Genomic DNA, 20567 nt, shown 5'->3' with positions numbered 1-20567 from the left:
GTGTTGACGCTGCCTCGAGTTAGAGGGCACTGAAACTACTAGATACAAGCATTTGATTCATTGAAAGTGATACCCGTGGACAATTTGAATTTAAAGCCAAAGATCCGTGAAGTTCTCCGCGCGAGAGGTATTGATGGATACAAATTCGAGCTTGAGTCGTACCTAAGTCGGGTAAAGGATGATTTCTCGGGTCAAGTAGATTACCTGGCTTTTCTTCTCAAAAATGAGGAGTATGCGTCCTTCAGGAACTATTTTGAAACGCTGGGTAAGCTTTCGAGGCGTCCGCGCGTTGCGCGCCTAATGGCCAAATACTTAATGTTTGTTGAAGGCGACTATGAGCAAGCGCGCGGAATCTTGGCAGGCCTGTCTCAGCGCGATCCTATGCAGCCAGCGTGGGTACATTACTTCGGTGGGGTGCGTAAACCCTACTATACGCGACTCCATGATGGTTTATTGTACACGGCAATACCAAAGAATGCGTCTACTTCCCTAAAGACATTCATTCTTAGGAGCGTCCAAAAGGTCGATGATTCTCGACCTCATGAAGGCTTTGGGAATCCCTTCTTTTCATTCCAGTCCTATTCAGCAGAAGAGCTGGAGTCATCTCTCAAGGTCTTGATCCTACGTCGTCCAGAAGATCGCCTAGTTTCTTACCATGGAAAAAACATTATTGGCGAGGATAGTCTTGCGTACGAGTATGGTCTCGATTCCAGCGAAGTTCCTGATCTATTCGGCTTGAAACTTCAGCCGACTTTGGAGGAATTCTTAGATAATTTTGCGCGTTACTGTCTGGTCTTCAACGATGTGTTCCACCATTCATTGCCGCAGGCAGCATACATTGGGGACCTGAGTACGTACGACTATATTTACGATGTTTCCGAGGTAAATGAACTTGTTGTTCAGGTTGGACTGTCGTTGGGTATGGCTGGTCAGGTCGCTGCAGAAGCGCCCCGTGAGATGGTCGGAACCCGCAAGAAGAAGGAACTGGATCCGGACATCACGAGGCGCTTGAAGGATTTATATTCTGATGACTACGCAGCTCTATCGTTTGCTAGCGCTAATCCGAAGTTATCGAATGGTGTTCGAGCCTACGCTGGCGAGTCATGCACCGTTAGATTTTTGAAGTAATATGCGGGTCGTTAAGCCATTCAAGCAATAACGTACCCGTCTTCGGCAGTTGGCACTCCCAGGGCTTGTTTCCCATGGTGTTCCAGTTAGACGGGGCGGTTATTTGCAATCGTTCGTCTTTGTACATTGGAGGAATGGATCGTGGCTGGGTCGCTGACTTAGGTCAGTGAGAATGCCTATACCAGAATAGTTCAATAGATCACCCTCTGGGGCGGTGCCTGCAGCTCGAGTGATATTTCAGCCTATTGGCGACGTGGATTTTGAGATCGTTCATTGCTACTGCTGGGCGTTTAGGCCTGAGTTTCTCAGCTGAACTCGAAAAGAAACAATTGCTGATTTTTACTGTCGATCAAGAGTTCCTAGACGACTTTCTCCCGAATGGCTGTAATATGGTTTTCAAGGTCGTCTCGCTGAAGGAACTCGAGCGGCGAGCTTTTCAAATTCCTTCGTTTCAAGAACTGCCCCACCAAGGTAAATAGATGTCGCTCTCAACCGTTGAACCAATGGTCTCTCGCCCCATCATTTTGGAACGACGATGAAACGGCTTGCATTTGATGTTCAATCAAGAAGTGTTTGACATTGTTATTTGTATTGAGTCTTGAGGTCGTAATAGTATTTGGCACGTAGCTGGCCGAGATCGATTCGGCCATGTCAGTGAGTTAACCGCAATTTATGGTCAATCTCCCAATTCCTCCTCGATTAACTCCTGGCCTATACAGCTGTTGCGCAAAGATAGACGACGAGCACCTAGCTGGATTTTTCAATTGTTATTCGGTCCGACGTCTTTTTCGCAAGAGAAGGCGGGTCGCTATTAGTGGTAAAGTGATAATGCAAAGGAACACGATGGTCCGCCAGGGGGTTGACTGAACAGCCTCACCGATGGGTGGTGCGATCGTCGTGAGGCTTGCACCAGGGGAGTACTGGGTAACAGGGGTGACTCGGAAGGTTAGTTCCTGAACATCAGTTCCGGACTCGTAGGGGATGAGCGCTCCCGGTTTGGCTGGTCGTGCAGTTTCCTGCCATGTAAGGCCTCCATCGTTGGATACCTCGATCAGGTAGTGCTGTACTGGGCGTCCGCCGCTATCGGCTGGTTTGCTCCAAGTCAGTCGGTATCCTTCCTGCTCTAGATGTGTCCTCAAGTGGCGGACTGGTGCGGATGCCGAGACCGGTTCGAGGTCATACACACGGATCGGGAGCGGGCGAGGTGTCGTTCGGAATGGCTGGTCACCATTGACGCCTTGGGACTGCCAGAAAAAGGCGGTCATCGCCCGGTCGTTCCGTTCTTCCGTGTTCAGGACGCCGTACGCAGTTTTAGGCTTGGTCTCTAGGATGCGTGTGACCTCGGCTGGCAAGCCATTTGAAGGGATTGCCGTCTCAGCCATAGTTCGAAGCGTTCGACCATCAAGTACAAGCGATCGAGCCCTCGGTTCTGCCCCCGAGCACCGGAAATCCACCCGAAGATCGCCGGACTCGAGGCGATCGATTGTGCCCAGAGAAATGGGCACCTGGATGGTGCCAATACCCGAGAAATCTGCGGCCCCACGCCAGTTCGTCAGTCGCTTCTGCTTCCATTCGCCGGCACGGAATCGACTAGCAAATAGCTGGTGCGAGCCATCGGCAGCATACTTGTAGTAGACGACAAGGGGCCGCCCCGATTCGTCAGTGGTCAATCGTTCGGTGCCGTTTAATAGACCGCCCTGTTCTGCGACGTCGTCGACCACAACACCATCGGTCCCGTAGGTCACAGGCAATGAGATAGGTTTGCCGGACGCTGTCTCCCAGTTCCTGAGGTCCTTGCTCCGCATGTAGGACAAACGAGAGTTAGTCGACGCGTCTGGCGTCCTCCGCCACATCCACGTCACCTCATAGTAGCCGTCGGCGTTCGGCTCTTCGGAGAGGTTGTAGTAGGCGTTGTAGTTTTCGTCTTCGCCAGAACCGTCGAATAACGGGGTGCTGAGGAGAGATTCCCAAGTACCGGATTCTGGACGATAAACATTGAGATAATCCTGCCCGTCGCCTGATCCTCCATTTCGGTAACGGAAGATGAGCTCACCGGAAGCGGTATTCAAAAATTGAGGATAGGTCACCTGCTGCTCACGAGCAGAAGAGACCATCGTTTCTACGCGCCTGAGTGACGAGAGGTCTCCTGACCGTGTCATGCGCCAGTAGCGCAGCTCATCCAGGTGCATATTAGCGGCTACGTGGAGCCGACCCTTGGAATCGAGCCCGAGTTCAATCCCATTGTGGCTGTCCCAGCCAACTTTGGCTGCTGAACCGGGGACGCGGTACGTCGCCCACTGCGCGCCAGGGTTGGGGCGGTACGCAAGAGCCAATCGCTGATCGGCGTCGTAGTAGCCAATAAACGTCGCTTCGCCCGCGACAAGGATGTCCTGGGGCACATGATGGCCGGACCACGTCTGAGCATCCGGAATCGACCGACTGGTGATGCGCCATTGAGCGGTTGATTCTTGTGGATAGTTGGCGTTCGCGGACGACGCAGAGCAGACCAAGTTCGTCTGATCCGATGGTGACGGAGGTTTGGCAGCTGATACGACAGCTAGCGACGTTTGCACGATGGCGGCCACGATGGCGGCGGACGCGACAGTACGGCGCAAGAGTTCCCCTTCAGGTGTTAAACATGTCCGGGCGGAGCGTATGGGAGCAGATATGGCCACATTCTATGTACACGAATCTGTGAGTTTGCCGTGTTCATTTTTTCACCCGACCGTGCCACCGTGATACAAAAACAGCATGCGCGGAATCATTCTTGCCGGTGGCACAGGATCACGACTTCATCCAATCACGAAAGGGATCAGCAAGCAGCTGACTCCCGTCTGGGACAAGCCGATGATCTATTATCCGTTGTCCACTCTCATGTTGGCAGGAATCCAGGACATCCTCATCATCACGACGCCGGGAGATCAGGAAGCGTTCAGGAAGTTGTTGGGTGACGGTTCCCAATTCGGTGTGAACCTGAGTTACGTCGCCCAGCCCTCGCCCGACGGCTTGGCCCAGGCGTTCATCCTGGGTGAAGAGCATCTTCAGGGCGGTCCCGGCGCCTTGGTCCTCGGCGACAATATCTTCCACGGTTCAGGGATGGGTTCCACCCTCGGCCGTTTCTCCAACATCGATGGAGCAGCCGTCTTCGGCTACTGGGTGGCGGACCCCACGGCCTACGGCGTCGTCGAATTTGACGAGGACTGGAAAGCCATCTCCCTCGAGGAGAAGCCAGCCAAGCCGAAGAGTAACTATGCCGTACCGGGACTTTACTTCTACGACGAGACGGTTTCCGAACGTTCTAAAGCGCTGAAACCGTCTGCGCGCGGTGAACTCGAGATTACTGATCTGAATCAGTCCTACCTTGATGACGGCAAGCTCCAGGTGCAGGTCCTGCCTCGAGGGACAGCGTGGCTGGACACCGGAACTTTCGAGACCCTTTTTGAGGCAGGAAGCTTCATCCGAACCGTCGAGCTCCGCCAGGGCCTCAAGGTGGCTTGCCCCGAGGAAATTGGCTGGCGCAAGGGCTACCTGTCAGACGCGGAGCTCGCCGAACGGGCTCAGCCGTTGGTTAAGAGTGGTTATGGCAACTACCTTCTTGAACTCATTGAGCGTGGTCGCGAACACGTCTAATTGGCGCATTGAGCCATGCCTCGAATCTCTCGCTTTCTTGGTCGCCTGACACGGTTGGGGCCGCCTGGACACTCGGAGCCCAAGTTATCCTGTCGCGACTACCTCATGGACGCCTGCGATGTGCGGAACAGTGAGGTGCGTCTTGAGGAGCTCCGGATTCCTGCCATGGGAGCTCGGCGGGACCTAGCCTTGGTGGCCACGAACGAACTGATTCGGCACTTTCCGGCACTTGAGCGGCTGTTATATTCGCCGAAGATTGGTGCTCGTTATGTCTACGTGGGTCATGGCGGACAGGTTCTGCTCGGCGAATCCCATGGGAACCGCGCCGCGGCGGGAGTGGCTGAGCTGAGGATCCGCCTCGTAGCTCTGGCGAACGACGCTGAGTTCCCGCCAGCGCTCACGCTGATCGCACAACGCGACCACCCTGTGCTGCCGGGGTTTCGGGAAGCCATCACCTGTTGGCCAGAGCAGGAGGATGCGCGTGGGCGCGCGTGAGAACGAACTCATCTCGGTGGTGATCGCGACCAGGAATCGCGACGCACTGCTCGCGGAGTCACTGACGACGGTATTGAATCAAACGCACCGCGCCCTCGATGTGGTGGTAGTGGACGACGGCGTCAGCGGCACCACCGAGCGGCTGGTCGAGTCCTTCGCCGATCCCCGCCTGAGATACCTACCAGCCACCGGTTCCGGCGCGGCCGCCGCGCGAAATCAGGGCGCCCGCGCCGCGGCGGGTGAGTGGATCGCTGTCCACGACGACGATGACCTCATGCTCCCTCGCCGCATCGCCGAGCAGGTGGAAGCGATCGACGCCTCCGCGGACATTATTCACGGGGCCTTCGTCAATTTTGATGCGGTCACCGGAGAGCTCACGCTGCATCCCAGCCGAGAGGTCTCCATTGCGGACAGCCTCATGTCCGGATATGCGCCAGGACACGGCACGTGGCTGGTGCGTGCAGAGCTGATGCGCCGGATGCCCTACAACGAGTCCTTGACCGCCGCGATTGACAACGATGTGGCCCTGCGGTGGCTGGCGAACGGGGTGCGGTTTGTGGATGCAGGTGTCATTTGTCAGCTGCGGCGGGTTCACGCTGGCAGCATCACTGGGGAGCGGGGCGCCGCCCAAAAACGCGCTGCCGAAGCCGGTCTGTCCGCGCTGAGGGAGCGCTTCTCCAGCCAGATGGAGCCGCGCCATGGCTCCCGGCGGAAGTATCCCGACTTTCGCGAGCTCGTGGCGCCCTTCCTACCAGACGCCCTGTTGGGCGCCGGCGGTCAGCACCGTTCCGGCTATGCCTGCTCGTTGAGGCCAGGCCCCGCCGCCCAGGGGCCCGACGGCGCGGCCGACCTTGTTCACTATGAGGCCGTCTTGCTCTCCGTGAGCGGGTTGAGCTGGCGTGAGTTTTACGAAGTGGCGGGCCAGGGTTACAGCGTCTCCACGGTCCGCGTGGTGAACATAGGGGAGTGGGGGCCTGCAACGCCAGGAGACGACGCCCCCGACTGGGCCGTCGCTGGCGCACTCATGGACCGGCGGGACCGCCGCGTCGCGGCCGGCCCGTGCGTCGTCGTGCGCAGCCAACCGCGCGCCCATACCGCCGTTGCCGACGCCATCCGCGCGTCAGAGCCGGCCACCCCCGCGCTCAGCGCGCACAGCCCCAGCGGCCGCAGCGTCACGATCATCAGTTATGCCCCGGGCGGGGACAGCCTGATATCCGCCGCGCGGCTGGAGCGCCACATCGCACACCATCCCGGCGTGTGCGACGTCGTCGTGCTGACGCCCGCGTAAACTGCCCCGTGGCAGCCCGACGACGCCACCGCCGAGAGATCACGAACGAGGAGTCCATGACGATCGAACTGGATCACGAGGCCACGGAGGGGATTGAGCTCTCCGTGGTGTACGGATTCCGCAACTGGGACACGCAGCGGCTCGAACTCTCCATCCGCTCCGTGCAGGCCAGCTTCGGGGAGCGCCAGGGCGAAGTGATCGTGGTGGACTACGGATCCGATGACCCGGATCCCGCCGCACGCGTCTGCTCCAGCACCGGCGCGCGCCTGGTGCGGATCGAGGACGCGCCCCGGTGGTCCCGCTCGCGTGCCCTCAACGCCGGTTTTGCCGCCGCGCGCGGTCGCCTCCTTATTTCTACCGACGCGGATATCATCTTTAGCCCGCACGCCATGGAAGGCATCCATTCGTGGTGGCTGGCGAGCCCGCAATCCGCCCTGTTCCTGCAGTGCCGGGACCTGCCCTCCGCTGCAACGCCCGCGGACTGGGAGTCCATCGACTGGGGCCTGATCCGTCGGTCCGCCCGACTCCGCCCGCGCTGGGGCATGGGCGGCATGATGGCGATCAGCCGTGAGGGGCTCGGCCGGATCCGTGGGTTTGACGAGCGCCTCCACACCTACGGGCGCGAGGACATGGACCTGGGGTGGCGCGCGGCCCGCGCCGGATACCGCACGGTCTGGGTCGAAGACGAGCGCGTGGCCATGTATCACCTGTGGCACCAGCCCGCCCTGCAGAATCCGGAGATCTCCGACGCCGTCAAGCAGGCCGTGAGGGAAAACCGGGCCATTGTGGACCACGAACGCACGTGGGCGCGTAACACCGACGCGTGGCGGTACCGCCTCACTGACGCGCCCGAACTGCTCATCGAGACCGTCCCGTCGGCCTCGCTGGTGGACCTCGCCGAATGGCTCGAGGAAGGTCCAAGCTTTCTGTGGATTGGTAATGCTGCGGCGCCCGTGGGGGCGCTTGCCGCCATGGAGGTCGCTGTCGCGGGCGCTCAGTTTCGCGACGGCGTCCTCCTGCGCGCCGATCTGTGCCGCCGCGTGGTAGATCGCTGGAGCCACCGCGCGGGATCCGGCGCCTTCCCCTACGGGAAAGGTAGGACGGCGGCTGATCTCGCCGATGAGGTGCGGCGGGCGGCCGGCGAGGCCGGGCTCCGCTGGATCAGTGGGGACGCCGAGAAGTCGACGGCTGCACCGCCAGCAGAGACGACTCGTCCCGCGCCGGCGGCGCGCCGCCCCCGGAAAGCACTCGGGCACCGCCGGCTGCAGAGAATCATGAGACGGGCGCTGCGGCGCGGACTGCGCAGGGGAAAACGATGAAGATCCAGCAAGACGACACGGCGGCCGACTGGGCACTGCGTGCCGTGCCGCAAGAATATGACGCCTATCCGCCCATCCTGCGGTTCAGCGTTCCGCGCGCGCGTGAGGACAGCGACGACCTTCACCCCGACCGGCTCGGACTGTGCGCCTACTTGGTCTTTGGGCCCTACACCTCGGGTGCGCTGGAGCTGCCGGAGGGGATCAGCCCGGCCCTGGCTCGCGCCATCGAAACCGATGCCGCTCCCGTGCCCGTCCGCCCGGCACCCGTGAGCTACGAGGCGGCCAAGCTACCGCTCGGCGGTCCCAGTGTGAGCGTGTTGCGCGATGCGCCGGCCGGCCCCGCCGGTGGTTTCGGCGCGGGAGCCTCCAATGCTCACCTGATGGGTGGTGACGGCCCGCGCCGGATGGAGCTGATGCTGGCCGCCGCGCTGTTGGGCGTTCGAGGTGCCGCTGCGGACGAGTTCGTCCTCGACGCGTCATCGCTGAGGCTGGAGGAGCGGGCCGCGGCCGAGCAGCGCTTGCGCCGGCTCGCCGAGCCGGCGCGCCTCGGCATTGAGCTGACGTACTAGAGCGCCGCCGGCCTCGAGCCAGCCGGCGGTGGCTCAGCCGGCCGGCGTCTGATTGACCAAGAACAGGCCCCACGCCAGCGCGGCGCTGACGGCGATGGCGGCGCCCAGGAGGAGGCGCACGGTCAGGCGACGGCGCCGTTGGGCGCCGTCGGAGTTGAACTGCGCCCACGCCGAATCCTGCACTGTGGCCAGCTGCCCGCCGCGCCGGCGTTGCCGAGGAGCTGGCATGGAGCGCGATCCCAGCGGGGGCGCGAACTCCTCGCCCCGGTCATCGCCTTCGCTCGGTTGGAACGGATCCGTGTAGCCGGCGGGCACGGAGAAGGACGAGCTCGTGCGCAGATGCCGCGGCGTGGCGGAGCGGGGAGCGGGCATACCTGCCTTCCACAAGGATCGATGACGCCGACGCGCTCGGCGCGCGCTCGCGCGCAGACCGAACGCGTCAGATAGGCTGGGCGGAGACCAGCATACTTCACGCTAATCCGCGTGGGCTCGACCAACGCTGGATGGGAACAAGGACGTGCAACAGAAACTCGCAAAAGGGATCGACGGCGCTCTCGCCTGGCTGAACGGCGTCGAAGCCCTTCTTGAACGCCACCGCGAGCGGCTGGACGCCATCAATGTGTTCCCCGTTCCGGACGGTGACACCGGCACCAACCTGCACCTCACGGCCCGCGAGGCCGCCCGCGGCGCCTGGGAAGCGTTCGACGACGGCGCCGACGACGTAGGCAGCATCCTGCATGCGGCCGCTGAGTCGGCCCTGGATAACGCCCGGGGAAATTCTGGCACCATTCTCTCCGTCTTTCTGATCGGCTTCGCCGAGCCGCTCGCTGCGGCTAGTCGACTGAACCTCCCGCGCTTTGCCGAGGCGTTGGAGCGGGGGCAGCTGCGGGCCTGGTCCGCCCTGACTGATCCCGTTCCCGGCACGATGCCCACGGCCATGAGCGCCGCAGCCCGCGCGGCCGCTGACGCTCTCCACGATGACGAGGTGACCGGCGGCGAGCCCGAGTCCAGGGCCGCGTTGCTGGCCGGGCTCGAGCGCGCGGTGACCGCGGCGCGGGCCGCCGTCGTGCGCTCCGAATCTGAACTGGAGACGTTGACAGCAGCCCGCGTCGTGGACGCGGGCGCCGTCGGCTTCCTGCTCGTCCTCGAAGCGCTCCGCGCGGCGTTGACCGGCGAGGAGGTGCCGGACGGCGTCCTGGCTGAGTTCGGCACGCATCAGCCAGCAGCGGCCCATCACCAAGTGCCGGGGGAGATTCAGGACGGTGTGGAGGTCATGTGTTCAATGGACCTTGACCCGCTGGGCGCTGCCACGTTGCGCGGCGAACTGGCCGGGCTCGGCGATTCGGTGGTGATGAGCCCCCTGCCGCGGCCCGGTTCTGGGGACGCCGAAGACCTCGACCGTGAGGCCGAGTCGCAGGAAGCCGTCCGGTGGCGTATTCATGTCCACGTTCCTGCCGCGGATCCGGTGCTGCAGCTGCTCAACGGTTACGGCAGCCCCGATAACGTGACCATCACCTCCTTGAGCTCCGCGGAGCCCTGCCGGTGACGGACGCCGTCGACGCGGCGGCGCGTGCTGGCCTTGCAACGCCGGTGGCGGGGACGGGGGAGCAGCAGCCGTTCGGGCGCCCGCAGCACACCCCGCTCGAATCGCTGCTGAGCGCAACACACTCCGCCAAACTCCGGGACGAACTGGGCGTTGAGACGGTCGAGGACCTCTTAGATACGTATCCGCGCCGGTACGCCGAACGCGGCGAAATGGTCGATATTGCCTCCGCCGAGCCCGGGCAAGACGTCACCCTGATTGGTTACGTGACGCGGGTGTCCAGCCAATACATGCGCTCGGGTCGTCGCGGGAAGATTTACAAGGTGGACTTCGGGGATCAGCCGAATGAGCCGACTTCCACCATCGAGGTGGTGTTTTTCAACGATCGCAGCTTTGAACAGCCGGGGCGGTTCATCGGGCGACGCATGGCGGTCTTTGGCACCGTCAAGGACTTCAAAGGTCAACGCAGCCTCAGCCATCCCAGCTACGAGATGATTGACGAGACGGATGAGACTGGCGACGCCGGCGCGGCGGTGGACACCCGCCCACTGCCGATCTATCCGGCGACGAAGAAGCTCTCCAGCAACGTCGTCCGGCAGTGCGTGGCGCGGGTGCTCGATTCCGGGTTCCACCGCCGCCTGGCGGACCCGCTGCCAGAATCGGTGCGCGAGGCCGAGCGCCTCATCGGACTGGAAGAGGCCTACCGCCGGATTCACCGGCCGGATGAGGTGCGGGAGGTCGATGCCGCGCGCCGACGCCTCGCCTTCCAAGAGGCGTTTCTCCTCCAGACGGTGCTTGCCACGCGCCGCGCTGCGCGCCAAGCCGAGCCGGCGACACCGCGGCCGGCGCGCGCGAATGGCGCACTGAACGCGTTCGACGCCGCCCTGCCGTTTAAGCTGACCAGTGGCCAGCGGGAAACGGGTGAACGCATCGCCGACGAGCTCGCACAGCCGCACCCGATGAATCGGCTCCTGCAGGGCGAAGTGGGGTCCGGCAAGACACTCGTGGCCTTGCGTGCCATGCTGCAGGTGATCGACGCCGGAGGGCAGACCGCGCTGATCGCCCCCACCGAAGTTCTCGCCGAACAGCACTTGCGGTCCATCCTCGAAGCGCTCGGTCCGCTCGCCTCCGGTCCGGTGGGTGCCCCCAGCCGCGACGCGGATGACTTACTGGACGGCGAGGGCATGCTCGGTTCCGCAGGGACGGACGTCTCCGGCGGCCCCCGTGTCCGCGTCGAACTGCTCACTGGCTCGATGCCCACCAAGCGCAAAAAGCAGGTCCTGCTGGATCTGGCCGCCGGTACGGTGGATTTGATCATTGGCACGCACGCTCTGGTTCAGGACAAGGTGTCCATCGCCGAACTCGGCCTGCTCGTCGTAGATGAGCAGCACCGATTCGGCGTCGAACAGCGCGATGCGCTGCGCACCCGGGCGGACATTCCGCCGCACGTGCTGGTCATGACGGCCACCCCCATCCCGCGGACCATCGCCATGACCACCTTCGGTGACCTCGCGGTCTCGACGTTGACCGAACTGCCCGCGGGCCGCCAGCCGATCGCCACGCACCTCGTGTGCCTCGAATCCCATCCGACCTGGGCCGCGCGGATCTGGGCACGGATCCGGGAGGAGGTCGACGCCGGTCGGCAAGCCTTCGTCGTCTGCCCGCTGATCGCTGATTCGTCGGGCCAGGGCACCGGCGGCGCGCCCATGACATCGGTCGAGAGCACGTACGCTTACTTGGCGCAGCAGCCAGCCTTGGCGGGCCTGCGGCTTGAACCGCTGCACGGGGGAATGCCGAGTGAGGATAAGGACGCCGTCATGGTGGCGTTCTCTCGCGGCGAGATCGATGTGCTCATCTCCACCACGGTGATCGAGGTGGGGGTCAACGTGCCCAATGCGACGGTCATGGTGGTGCTGGACGCGGACCGATTCGGCGTCGCCCAGTTACATCAGCTGCGCGGCAGGATCGGCCGTGGCAGTGAGGCGGGCACCTGCCTCTTGGTCACGCAATTGCCCGAACAGCACCCGTCGGTGGAGCGCTTGCAGGCGGTCGCCCAGACGACGGATGGCCTGGCCCTGAGTGAGTACGATGTGGAAACCCGCAAGGAGGGCGACGTGCTCGGCTCGACGCAGAGCGGAGGGACCTCCAGCCTGCGCCTCGTCAAGGTGACGCGGGACGGCGAACTCATTGCCCGTGCCCGCAAGCAGGCCTTTGAGCTGGTGGCCGCCGACCGGCAGCTCGCGGAGCACGCTCCCTTGCGGGCGGCGCTAGCACGCCTGGACGATGACCGCCGCGAGTATTTGGAGCGAGCATGAGCCGCATTATCGCCGGGGCCGCCGGCGGACTCTCCCTCACCTCCGTCCCGGGCACCGGAACCCGGCCGACGACGGACCGGGTCAAGGAGTCCCTGTTTTCCCGGTTGGAGCACTGGGACGCGATCTCCGGGGCGCGGGTTTTGGACCTGTTTGCCGGCAGCGGCGCGTTGGGGCTCGAGGCCCTGAGCCGTGGAGCCGAGCGCGCGCTGCTGATCGACTCCGCCGAGCCGGCCGTGCGTGCCGCGCGCAAGAATGCTGACATCGTCAATCGTGCCCTGCGCACGCGGTCCGGTGATGCGCCGGGGCCGCGCGTCGAGGACGGAACCCGCGGAGCGCGCGTGCTCCGGGGCAAGGCGCCGGCAGTCTTAGACGGCGTGAGGGATGTCTGGGACCTGGTCTTCCTGGACCCGCCATACCCTCTGGGCGAGGAGGAATTGGCCGCGATCCTGGCCGCCGTCGCGCCGCGGCTCGCGGACGACGCCGTCGTCGTGATCGAGCGCTCCAGCCGCTCGCCCGAGCCCACGTGGCCCGAGGCGTTGGTGCCGCTGTCCGGCAAGAAGTTCGGCGAGACACGGCTCTGGTATGCCGAGCCGGCCGCTGGCGCGGACCACGAACGGAACGACCCCTAACGATCGCGAGCGAACCCGTCGAGCTCCGGTCCGGACAGGACCGTCGCCGGATGCGGTCCCGCAGCGCGGAGCCGGTCCACCACCGCCGGCGGGAACGGCTGATCCGTCGCGGCGGCAATGATATTCCCGGGGTACCGGCCGCTGAACAGTGTGCTTTCGCCGGAGGCCAGCACATCACCGAACTCCGCCTGCAGCGCACGAATCTGCGCGCGGGCAAAGTGCATCCCCTCGTCATCGCCCAGATTCACCACCAGGGTCCCCTTCGCTGCCAGCGCCCGGTGGAGCATGGCGTAGAACGAGGGGTCGGCGAGGTGTTCGGGGGAGTCTCGCCCCGTGAAGATATCCAGCACGATCGCGTCGAATCCCTCACCGTCTCCCCGCAGCGCGGCCTCCACGTAGTCCTTGGCATCGGCAATCACGGGCACGACGTCGGCTCCGTCGGCTCCCGCCGTCATGCGCGCTTCCAGCGCGGTGGTGAGCGTTGCCGTCCGCGCAGCACGCAAGGGTTCCGGCAACGGAACGTAGCGCAGGACGAAGTCCATGAGCTCGCGTTCACGATCCACGACGACATGGCGGCTGCCCGGATGCGTCATCCCGAGCGCGCGGGGCAGGGTCATGGCTCCGGCGCCGAGGTGCAGCACGCGCGGCTGCGGCGGGCACAAGGACGCGAGCACGTGGGCGATCCGTTGCAGGTACTCGTAAAAGACCCGGCGCTGATCCGCCACGTCGACGTGAGACTGTTCCGCGCCGTCGACGAGCAGGATGATCCCGTCTCCCGTGATCTCATCCGCTTCAAGCCGGGCGACGAGGCCCGAGGCCATGGAGAGGGTTCGCGGCAGCGGCAGTGGTGCTCGAGCAGCCACTAGGCCCTCTCCTGGGCGCTGCTTAGGCTGGCGCACACGTCCGGCAGGTCGGCCAGCCGCGCGGCCGCGGCGGCCAGAACGTCGGGCCGCTTACAGAAGGCGAAGCGGAGCTGGGAGCGGTACTCGGAAACCTCCTGCGGGTCGACGAACGCGCTGACAGGGATCGCCGCGACGCCGAGGTCGGAGGTCATGCGGTAGGCCAGCTCCCGCGCATCGTGCACGCCGAGCGGTGCCGCGTCGGCGATGAGGAAGTAGCCCGCGGCGGGACGATTGACGGCCAGGCCCACTCCGCGCAGGGCGTCGGCCAAGATGTCCCGCCCCGCAGCGAGGCGAGTGGCTCCGGCCCGGAAATAGTCGTCGTCGTACCCCAAACCTGTGGCAATCGCAGCTTGAAACGGGCCCCCGGAGGAGTAGGACATAAATTGCTTCACGGCGCGCACTCCGGTGATGAGCTCGGCCGGCCCCGTCACCCAACCGACCTTCCAGCCGGTGAGTGAGAACGATTTCCCGGCTGAGCCGAGCGTGAGCGTACGTTCAGCCGCTCCCGGGACGGAGGCCACCGGCACGTGCTCGGCCTCGAACACCAGATGCTCGTAGACCTCGTCGCTGATGATGATCGCGTCCGCCGCGGCCGCGGCGTCGACAATCTGCTGGAGGGTTTCCCGGGAAAAAACGGTGCCGGTGGGGTTGTGAGGAGTGTTGAGGAGCACGGCCCGGGTCTCCGGGGTGATGGCGGCGGCGATGTCCTCCGGCGTCGGCTGAAAGTCCGGCCAGCGCAGCGGAATGCTGGCATGCTCGGCACCGACGAGGCCGAGCATGGCAGCGTAAGAGTCGTAGTAGGGGGAAAACGTCACGACGCGGTCTCCGGCGGAGACCACGGCCAGAAGCGACGCGGCGATTCCCTCGGTCGCACCCGTCGTGACCAGGACGTTGTGCGCCGGGTCGAGGCGCTGGCCGTACCAGCGGTGCTGGTGGTCGGCGACCGCTTGCCGCAACGAGGGAAGGCCAGCGCCCGGTGCGTATTGGTTCAGGCCGCCGTCGGACAGATCCCGCACGACGGCGTCGGCGGCGATGCGGCGCAGCTCCTCCGGTCCGTCGGTGTCGGGGAATCCCTGACCCAAATTAATGGCGTCGTGCACTTGGGCAAGCCCCGTGAGCTCCTCGAAGACCGTGGGGCGGACCGCTCCCGAGGGATCGAGCAGGTGCGCGCCCCGCGCGGCACCTTGCCACGGAAGCGAGCGGTGAACAGGGTCGTCCGGTCGGGACATCATGAGGCCTCCTGATCGTTCGGTGAGGGGTTTGCGGTGCCGTGACGCCGGGTGCGTTCTGCGCAGCATCCTACGGGGGCTCCGCGGACGGGCGAGGGCCGCGGCGCAGGTATCACGTCACCGTGTCGCCCAATACGTCGCCGAATCGACGGCGTCGGGTAGGTTTGATGGCATGAGACGTGCCGTATGCCCCGGATCCTTTGACCCCATTCACAAGGGGCACATCGAGATCATTGCACGGGCGACTGCCATCTTTGACGAGGTGATCGTGGCGGTGTCCACGAACTACGCGAAGAAATACCGGTTCGAGGAATCACAGCGCATCGACATCGCCCGGCAAACGCTCTCCTCCTTAGCGGGAATTTCCGTGGTGCCGATGGGCAGCGGCCTGCTGGCTGAATTTTGCCGCGAGCAGGGGGCGAACGCCATCGTCAAGGGACTGCGCAACGCGACCGACTATCACTACGAGGCGCCCATGGCGGCTATGAACCGGCACCTGACGGGCGTCGAGACGGTCTTCCTCTTGGCCGATACGCAGTACACCCACGTCTCCTCGTCCCTCATCAAGGAAGTCCACGCCCTGGGCGGAGACATCTCCGACTACGTCCCACGCACGGTGCTGAACCGCTTGAACAGCACAGGCTCTGCCCACTGACGAACGCGCAGGCTGAGTGGACGGTGCATATCCCGCCGCTGCCGCGCCCGAAGAAGTACGACGGAAGGACCGAGAGCATGACCGAGAACCGTAAGATCACCAAGGCCGTCATCCCGGCCGCCGGACTGGGAACTCGCTTCCTGCCCGCAACGAAGGCCACTCCCAAGGAAATGCTCCCCGTGGTGGACCGCCCGGCGATCCAGTACGTGGTGTCCGAGGCCGTGAAGGCCGGCCTCGAGGACGTCTTGATGATCACGGGCCGCTCCAAGCGCGCCCTCGAGGATCACTTTGACCGCGTGCCGGGGCTCGAGGCCTCGCTGGCGGAAAAGGGAGACGAGAAGAAGCTCGCCCTGGTCAACGAGGCCACGGCACTGGGAGACATTCACTTTGTCCGCCAGATCGATCCCAAGGGGCTCGGGCATGCGGTGTTGTGCGCGCGTCGCCACGTCGGCGATGAGCCGTTCGCCGTCCTGCTGGGCGATGACCTGATCGGCGAGGAGGAGAACCTCCTCGAAGAGATGATGCAGGTGCAGCTGGCGACCGGAGGCTCGGTGATCGCGCTCATGGAGGTGGAGCCGGAGGCCATCAGCGCCTATGGCTGCGCGGATGTTACCGCCGTGGAGGGTCAGGACTACGTCAAGGTCAACGGGCTGGTGGAGAAGCCAGCGCCGCAGGACGCGCCGAGCAACCTGGCCGTCATCGGCCGCTACGTCCTGTCTCCCAAGGTCTTTGAGGTGCTGGAGCAGACTGGCCCCGGGCGCGGAAATGAAATTCAGCTCACCGACGCGTTGGAAACGCTGGCCCAAGACGACGGCGAAGGCGGCGGTGTCTACGCGGTGACCTTTAAGGGGCGCCGGTTCGACACGGGGGACAAGCTGAGCTACCTCAAGGCCATCGTGGAGCTCGCGGCCGAGCGTGAGGACTTGGGCCCTGGCTTGAAGCCGTGGTTGAAGGACTTCGCGGCCGGGCTGTAGCGCCGTCGTCCCCGCCCGATGTGAGGCACGCCGCGCGTCGGCCGAGTGACCTCGGTCGATTCCACGTGGGAGAATAAGAGGACGCGGCGCGCCCGTGCGCACTCAGTTTGGGTCACGGCGCGCCAGCGGCTAAGATGTACTGTCGGTCTATGTTCTACAGGAGTTCTCATTAGCGACAAGCGAAAAGATCAGCCGTCGTCACGCGGCCTCGATCGCAGCTCGCCGTTGACCTTTGGGGTCAAAGACCTCGGGCACAGCCCGGGGAACATGAGGACTCTTGAGGAGACGGTCTCCGCCCCCGCGGAACTGGGTGCGGCTCTGATCGGAGTTCCCGAGGGATCAGATCTTGATCTCGAGGTGCGCTTCGAAGCCGTCCATGAGGGGATCCTCGTCACGGGCAAGGCGTTCGCCGAAATTCAGGGTGAATGCGGTCGGTGCCTCGATCCCATCGAGTATGAGCTGCGGGCCGATTTTCAGGAGCTTTTCTACTACGACGCCGCCGAGGCGCCGGAGGACGAAGAAGCCGAGCAGTACTTGGTCCAGGACGACTACGTCGACGTGGAACCGGTACTGCGGGACGCAGTGGTGACCGCACTGCCGTTCCAGCCGGTGTGCCGGGAAGACTGTGAAGGCCTCTGCCCTGAATGTGGGATACGCCTTGAAGAGGATCCGGACCACCATCACGAGGTCCTTGATCCTCGCTGGGCAGCCTTGAGCGGCTTGCTCGGCAATACCGCCGATGAGGCGGACCAGAGTAAAGATTCAGTCGAGAGAGAAGAGAGTTAGCCGTGGCTGTTCCAAAGCGGAAAATGTCTCGCGCCAATACCCGCGCACGCCGTTCCCAGTGGAAGGCGTCCGCGCCGAACCTGGTGAAGACCGTCGAGAACGGCCGCGTCACCTACAGCCTGCCGCACCAGGCCAAGGTCGTGACCGACTCTGCCGGCACCGAGCTGTTCCTTGAGTACAAGGGGCGCAAGGTAGCAGACGCCTAAAGACGTCTGATGCCAGCATCAGAAGACCTGTTGAAGCGTCTCGGAGTCACCATTGACTCCGAGACGCTTCGTCTTGCCCTGACCCATCGCTCGTACGCGTACGAGCACGGCGGGATCCCCACCAACGAGCGCCTCGAGTTCCTCGGCGACTCCGTCTTGGGTTTTACCGTGACCGAGTATCTGTACCACCGGTACCCGGACCTGCCGGAAGGGGACCTCGCCAAGCGTCGCGCCGCCGTCGTCAGCACCCGCGCCCTTGCCCGGGTGGCGCGCGAGCTGGGCCTGGGGCCGTATGTCTTCCTCGGCGAGGGGGAGAAGCGCACCAACGGCGCGGACAAATCCTCGATCCTCGCGGACACCACCGAGGCCATCATCGGAGCCGCGTTCCTCAGTTGCGGGACCGACGCCGCCAAGGAGATGGTGCTGCGCCTCGTGATTCCATTGATCGATGAGGTGGAGAACCTCGGCGCCGGGATCGATTGGAAGACGGCCATCCAAGAGGTGGCCGCCGCGCGCAAGCTCGGCGCCATCCGCTACGTCGTGGAGGGCGACGGGCCGGATCACGCGCGCGTCTTTACCGCGACTCTCACCATTGGCGGGGACTCCTACGGTTCCGGAACCGGCCCCTCCAAGAAGGAGGCCGAGCAGGAAGCCGCCGCCGTGAGTTGGCGTCAGCTCAACCCTGACCAGAAGGCTCAGGCCTAAGCCGTGCCCGAGTTGCCCGAGGCGGAGGTGGTCCGCCGCGGCCTTGATGCCTGGGTGCGCGGCCGCACCGTCACCGGCGTCGAGGTGCTCGACGCCCGGTCGGTCAGGCGGCACGACGGCGGCGCGGCCGACTTCACGTCCCGGCTCGCCGGGGCGCGCGTCACCGCCGTCGCGCGGCGAGGCAAGTTCATGTGGATGCCGATCGCGCGCCCGGGGGAGACGATGCCGTCGTCCGCCCTGGTGGCGCACCTTGGCATGAGTGGGCAACTGCTCCTGCAGGACCACGAGCTGCCGGATCCGCGGCACCTGCGCGTCCGCATTGGTCTGTCCGAGGCCGCTGGCATGCCAGCGGAGCTGCGGTTCGTTGATCAGCGCATCTTTGGCGGCCTGCGCTTGGATCCGCTGATCTCTACGGGTGATGGCCTGCCCGGTGGTTTTGGTGCGGAGGATCCGCTGATCCCGGTGAGCGCCCACCACATCGCGCGTGACGTGCTGGATCCAGTCTGGACTCCGCGTGGATTCCACCGCGCCGTGACGCAGTCGGCCGGTGGCCGGCCGCGGATGACCGGAATCAAGCGCGCGATTCTGGACCAGGGGCTGATCTCCGGCGTCGGCAACATCTATGCAGATGAGGCCTTGTGGCATGCGCGGCTGCACTACGAGAAGCCAGCGCACACGCTCCGCCCGAAGCAGAGCGAGGATCTCCTCGAGGCGCTCATCGAGGTCATGGAGCGCTCGCTTGAGGAGGGAGGCACCTCCTTCGACTCGCTCTACGTTAATGTCAACGGCGAGTCGGGCTACTTTTCGCGATCACTGCAGGCCTATGGCCGTGCCGGCCAGGCGTGCGGCCGGTGTGGCCGGCTGATCGTCCGGGAACCGTTCATGGGCCGCTCCTCCTATCGCTGTCCCCATTGCCAACGCCGACGGCGCCTGCAGCGTTCTCACAGCTGAACCCACTAAAGTAGAGGGGTTGGCATACAGCGGTGGCTGCTGGCAGGGGGAACCAGGAGAGGTTCAGTCGTGCAGGACCACCTGGCTTCAATTCACCTGACGACGAGGAGACCCAAGAGTGTCACGATCCGTGTCCGACCCGTATACGCCGCGGCATCGCGCCAAGCCGAAGCGGCACACCGGGCGGATCGCGCTCTTCAGTGGCCTCGCCGTCGTGCTCATTGTGGTGCTGGGTGCCGGAGCCTACGTGCTGAGCCTCCTCAACACCTTCGATGCCAAGACCACCCAGGTGGACGCCGGGCTGAGCACTCGGCCGGTGAAGGAGATCACCGGCCCGCGCAATATTCTTCTGCTGGGTTCAGATTCGCGTGGTGAGGGCAACGACGTCGCCTCGGTCAAGGGCGAGGACGGGCAGCGCTCGGACACCATGATGATCGTCCATATCCCCGAAGACCGTGAGAACGTGTACGTCATGTCCATGGTCCGGGACCTGTGGGTGGAGATCCCCGGCCACGGTGAGCGCAAGGTCAATGCGGCGCTCAACCTCGGCGGATACCCCTTGGTCGTGGAAACCGTCGAAGAGTTGATCGGCGCGCCGATCGACAACGTGGTCTCCATCGACTTCGAGGGCTTCAGCTCCCTGACGCAGGCACTCGGCGGGGTGGATCTCGACAACCCCAACCAGTTCTGCACCGGTCACGCCACGCCGAGCTGCTTCGAGGAGGGCATGATCCACCTTGAAGGCAACGATGCGCTGCGTTTTGTCCGCGAACGGAAGGCCTTCCTCGACGGTGACTTCCAGCGGGTTCAGAACCAGCAGCTCTTCATCAAGGCCGTGATGCGGGACTTCCTCACGGCCGAAACGCTCTCCAACCCGATGAAGTTGTACGACGTCGTTGATCAATTCTCCGGCTACCTCACGGTGGATGACACCCTCGATTCCTCCACGATGGTGGGCCTCGCCGCGACGCTGAAGGATATCCGCACCGACGACGTGCACTTCTTCACCATCCCGACCGGCGGCCCCGCGCAGGTGGGCGCGGCTCAAGTCATTCTGCGCGATGAAGAAGCGATGGAGCGCCTCAGTCAAGCGCTCGAGAATGACGACCTCGCCACGTTCCTCGCCGAGGAGACCGGGACTAACGCTTACGGCAACCCGATTACCACCGATGAGCTCGGCGGAATTTCCCCTAGCCCCGACGCGTCAGAGGACCAAGGCAGCACCAGCGTGGCAGAGTAGTCT

At 64.1% G+C, this 20567-nt stretch carries 20 protein-coding genes; 16 read left to right on the top strand and 4 right to left on the bottom strand.

Annotation, left to right across the window (positions count from 1 at the left end):
- Positions 1 to 75 precede the first annotated feature (75 nt).
- Positions 76 to 1128 carry a sulfotransferase family 2 domain-containing protein gene (locus IW252_RS01555; RefSeq protein ID WP_196834963.1) on the top strand — a complete coding sequence of 351 codons (1053 nt, stop codon included), beginning with the start codon at positions 76 to 78 and terminating at the stop codon, positions 1126 to 1128.
- Positions 1129 to 1895: 767 nt separating this feature from the next.
- On the opposite strand, the gene IW252_RS01550 is transcribed toward IW252_RS01555, so the two are convergent.
- Positions 1896 to 3743 (bottom strand): BNR repeat-containing protein, encoded by a 1848-nt coding sequence (locus IW252_RS01550; RefSeq protein ID WP_196834962.1) that lies wholly within the window; start codon positions 3741 to 3743, stop codon positions 1896 to 1898.
- A gap of 136 nt (positions 3744 to 3879) precedes the next feature.
- On the opposite strand from IW252_RS01550, the gene rfbA reads away from it, so the two are divergent.
- The 5 genes from rfbA (at position 3880) to IW252_RS01525 (ending at position 8429) form a co-directional block, all read left to right on the top strand.
- Positions 3880 to 4758, top strand: coding sequence for a glucose-1-phosphate thymidylyltransferase RfbA (gene rfbA, locus IW252_RS01545; RefSeq protein WP_196834961.1), 879 nt, complete (start codon positions 3880 to 3882; stop codon positions 4756 to 4758).
- Between the two features lie 105 nt (positions 4759 to 4863).
- On the top strand, positions 4864 to 5253 hold the full coding sequence (locus IW252_RS01540) for a hypothetical protein (protein WP_196834960.1): 390 nt from the start codon (positions 4864 to 4866) through the stop codon (positions 5251 to 5253).
- A complete protein-coding gene (locus tag IW252_RS01535; RefSeq protein ID WP_196834959.1) occupies positions 5240 to 6541 on the top strand; it encodes a glycosyltransferase family 2 protein in 1302 nt (433 codons plus the stop codon). The genes IW252_RS01540 and IW252_RS01535 overlap by 14 nt, the downstream gene beginning before the upstream one ends.
- A 56-nt stretch (positions 6542 to 6597) precedes the next feature.
- A complete protein-coding gene (locus tag IW252_RS01530; protein ID WP_196834958.1) occupies positions 6598 to 7860 on the top strand; it encodes a glycosyltransferase family 2 protein in 1263 nt (420 codons plus the stop codon).
- Complete coding sequence (locus IW252_RS01525) at positions 7857 to 8429, top strand: hypothetical protein (protein ID WP_196834957.1); 573 nt, start codon at positions 7857 to 7859, stop codon at positions 8427 to 8429. Before IW252_RS01530 ends, IW252_RS01525 begins: the two co-directional genes overlap by 4 nt.
- A 33-nt stretch (positions 8430 to 8462) precedes the next feature.
- Here the strand turns inward: IW252_RS01525 and IW252_RS01520 are convergent, their stop codons facing one another.
- Positions 8463 to 8801 carry a hypothetical protein gene (locus IW252_RS01520; RefSeq protein ID WP_196834956.1) on the bottom strand — a complete coding sequence of 113 codons (339 nt, stop codon included), beginning with the start codon at positions 8799 to 8801 and terminating at the stop codon, positions 8463 to 8465.
- A gap of 145 nt (positions 8802 to 8946) precedes the next feature.
- Here IW252_RS01520 and IW252_RS01515 point away from each other — a divergent pair, with 145 nt between their 5' ends.
- The 3 genes from IW252_RS01515 to rsmD are packed head-to-tail and all read left to right on the top strand — an operon-like array spanning position 8947 to position 12916.
- Complete coding sequence (locus IW252_RS01515; RefSeq protein WP_196834955.1) at positions 8947 to 9975, top strand: DAK2 domain-containing protein; 1029 nt, start codon at positions 8947 to 8949, stop codon at positions 9973 to 9975.
- Positions 9972 to 12287, top strand: a complete 2316-nt coding sequence (locus IW252_RS01510; RefSeq protein ID WP_331271395.1) for an ATP-dependent DNA helicase RecG — start codon at positions 9972 to 9974, stop codon at positions 12285 to 12287. Before IW252_RS01515 ends, IW252_RS01510 begins: the two co-directional genes overlap by 4 nt.
- A complete protein-coding gene (gene rsmD, locus IW252_RS01505; RefSeq protein WP_196834954.1) occupies positions 12284 to 12916 on the top strand; it encodes a 16S rRNA (guanine(966)-N(2))-methyltransferase RsmD in 633 nt (210 codons plus the stop codon). The genes IW252_RS01510 and rsmD overlap by 4 nt, the downstream gene beginning before the upstream one ends.
- Here rsmD and IW252_RS01500 read toward each other — a convergent pair.
- Together IW252_RS01500 and IW252_RS01495 are read right to left on the bottom strand one after the other, a co-directional pair.
- Positions 12913 to 13779, bottom strand: a complete 867-nt coding sequence (locus IW252_RS01500; RefSeq protein ID WP_196834953.1) for a spermidine synthase — start codon at positions 13777 to 13779, stop codon at positions 12913 to 12915. The two genes, rsmD and IW252_RS01500, sit on opposite strands and share 4 nt — an antisense overlap.
- Positions 13779 to 15050 carry an aminotransferase class I/II-fold pyridoxal phosphate-dependent enzyme gene (locus IW252_RS01495; protein ID WP_231365860.1) on the bottom strand — a complete coding sequence of 424 codons (1272 nt, stop codon included), beginning with the start codon at positions 15048 to 15050 and terminating at the stop codon, positions 13779 to 13781. Before IW252_RS01495 ends, IW252_RS01500 begins: the two co-directional genes overlap by 1 nt.
- Positions 15051 to 15219: 169 nt before the next feature.
- On the opposite strand from IW252_RS01495, the gene coaD reads away from it, so the two are divergent.
- The 7 genes from coaD (at position 15220) to IW252_RS01460 (ending at position 20564) form a co-directional block, all read left to right on the top strand.
- A complete protein-coding gene (coaD, locus tag IW252_RS01490) occupies positions 15220 to 15702 on the top strand; it encodes a pantetheine-phosphate adenylyltransferase (RefSeq protein ID WP_196834952.1) in 483 nt (160 codons plus the stop codon).
- Positions 15703 to 15779: 77 nt separating this feature from the next.
- Positions 15780 to 16676, top strand: a complete 897-nt coding sequence (gene galU / locus IW252_RS01485) for a UTP--glucose-1-phosphate uridylyltransferase GalU (RefSeq protein WP_196834951.1) — start codon at positions 15780 to 15782, stop codon at positions 16674 to 16676.
- Between the two features lie 267 nt (positions 16677 to 16943).
- On the top strand, positions 16944 to 17462 hold the full coding sequence (locus tag IW252_RS01480) for a YceD family protein (RefSeq protein WP_408065756.1): 519 nt from the start codon (positions 16944 to 16946) through the stop codon (positions 17460 to 17462).
- Positions 17463 to 17464: 2 nt separating this feature from the next.
- Positions 17465 to 17668, top strand: a complete 204-nt coding sequence (gene rpmF, locus IW252_RS01475) for a 50S ribosomal protein L32 (RefSeq protein WP_196834949.1) — start codon at positions 17465 to 17467, stop codon at positions 17666 to 17668.
- A gap of 9 nt (positions 17669 to 17677) precedes the next feature.
- On the top strand, positions 17678 to 18373 hold the full coding sequence (rnc, locus tag IW252_RS01470; RefSeq protein ID WP_196834948.1) for a ribonuclease III: 696 nt from the start codon (positions 17678 to 17680) through the stop codon (positions 18371 to 18373).
- 3 nt (positions 18374 to 18376) lie between these two features.
- Positions 18377 to 19324 carry a bifunctional DNA-formamidopyrimidine glycosylase/DNA-(apurinic or apyrimidinic site) lyase gene (gene mutM, locus IW252_RS01465; RefSeq protein WP_196834947.1) on the top strand — a complete coding sequence of 316 codons (948 nt, stop codon included), beginning with the start codon at positions 18377 to 18379 and terminating at the stop codon, positions 19322 to 19324.
- A 118-nt stretch (positions 19325 to 19442) separates the two neighbouring features.
- Positions 19443 to 20564 (top strand): LCP family protein, encoded by a 1122-nt coding sequence (locus IW252_RS01460; protein WP_331271394.1) that lies wholly within the window; start codon positions 19443 to 19445, stop codon positions 20562 to 20564.
- The last annotated feature ends 3 nt before the right edge of the window (positions 20565 to 20567 follow it).

The organism is Zhihengliuella flava (assembly GCF_015751895.1).
Taxonomy (GTDB): Bacteria; Actinomycetota; Actinomycetes; order Actinomycetales; family Micrococcaceae; genus Zhihengliuella; species Zhihengliuella flava.
The sequence above is the reverse complement of the archived record's forward strand: the minus strand, read 5'-3'. Positions and strand labels throughout refer to the sequence as shown.